A 252-nucleotide genomic window follows, 5' to 3' on the forward strand; every position below is an offset into this window, starting at 1 on the left:
CGCCGGGGTTGCCCAGGCTTCCGTACCCGCCGACTTCAATGCCGCCCCAGGTGTGCTGTTCGTGAACTGGCAGGCCAGCGCCGCCATCGATGGCAAGGCCAACCCCATGCTGGAGGTGCGCGATGAGCAGCATGCGCCCGGCCGGGGTGAACTTGGTTCTGTGGCCGCTGCGGTCAAACAGCATGGCGTCCAGCTCGTCTTCCAGCTTCTGCACCGTGTAGCTCAGTGCCGAGGGCACCTTGCCCAGCTCGT

At 66.3% G+C, this 252-nt stretch carries 1 pseudogene; it reads right to left on the minus strand.

The features are described from left to right. Positions 1-124: 124 nt before the first annotated feature. A pseudogene (locus ACLHZ1_RS20880) lies at positions 125-252 on the minus strand (LysR family transcriptional regulator); the annotation flags it as partial.

The sequence above is a fragment of the Aeromonas sobria genome, assembly GCF_050266975.1.
In the GTDB taxonomy this organism is placed as follows: Bacteria; Pseudomonadota; Gammaproteobacteria; order Enterobacterales; family Aeromonadaceae; genus Aeromonas; species Aeromonas sobria_B.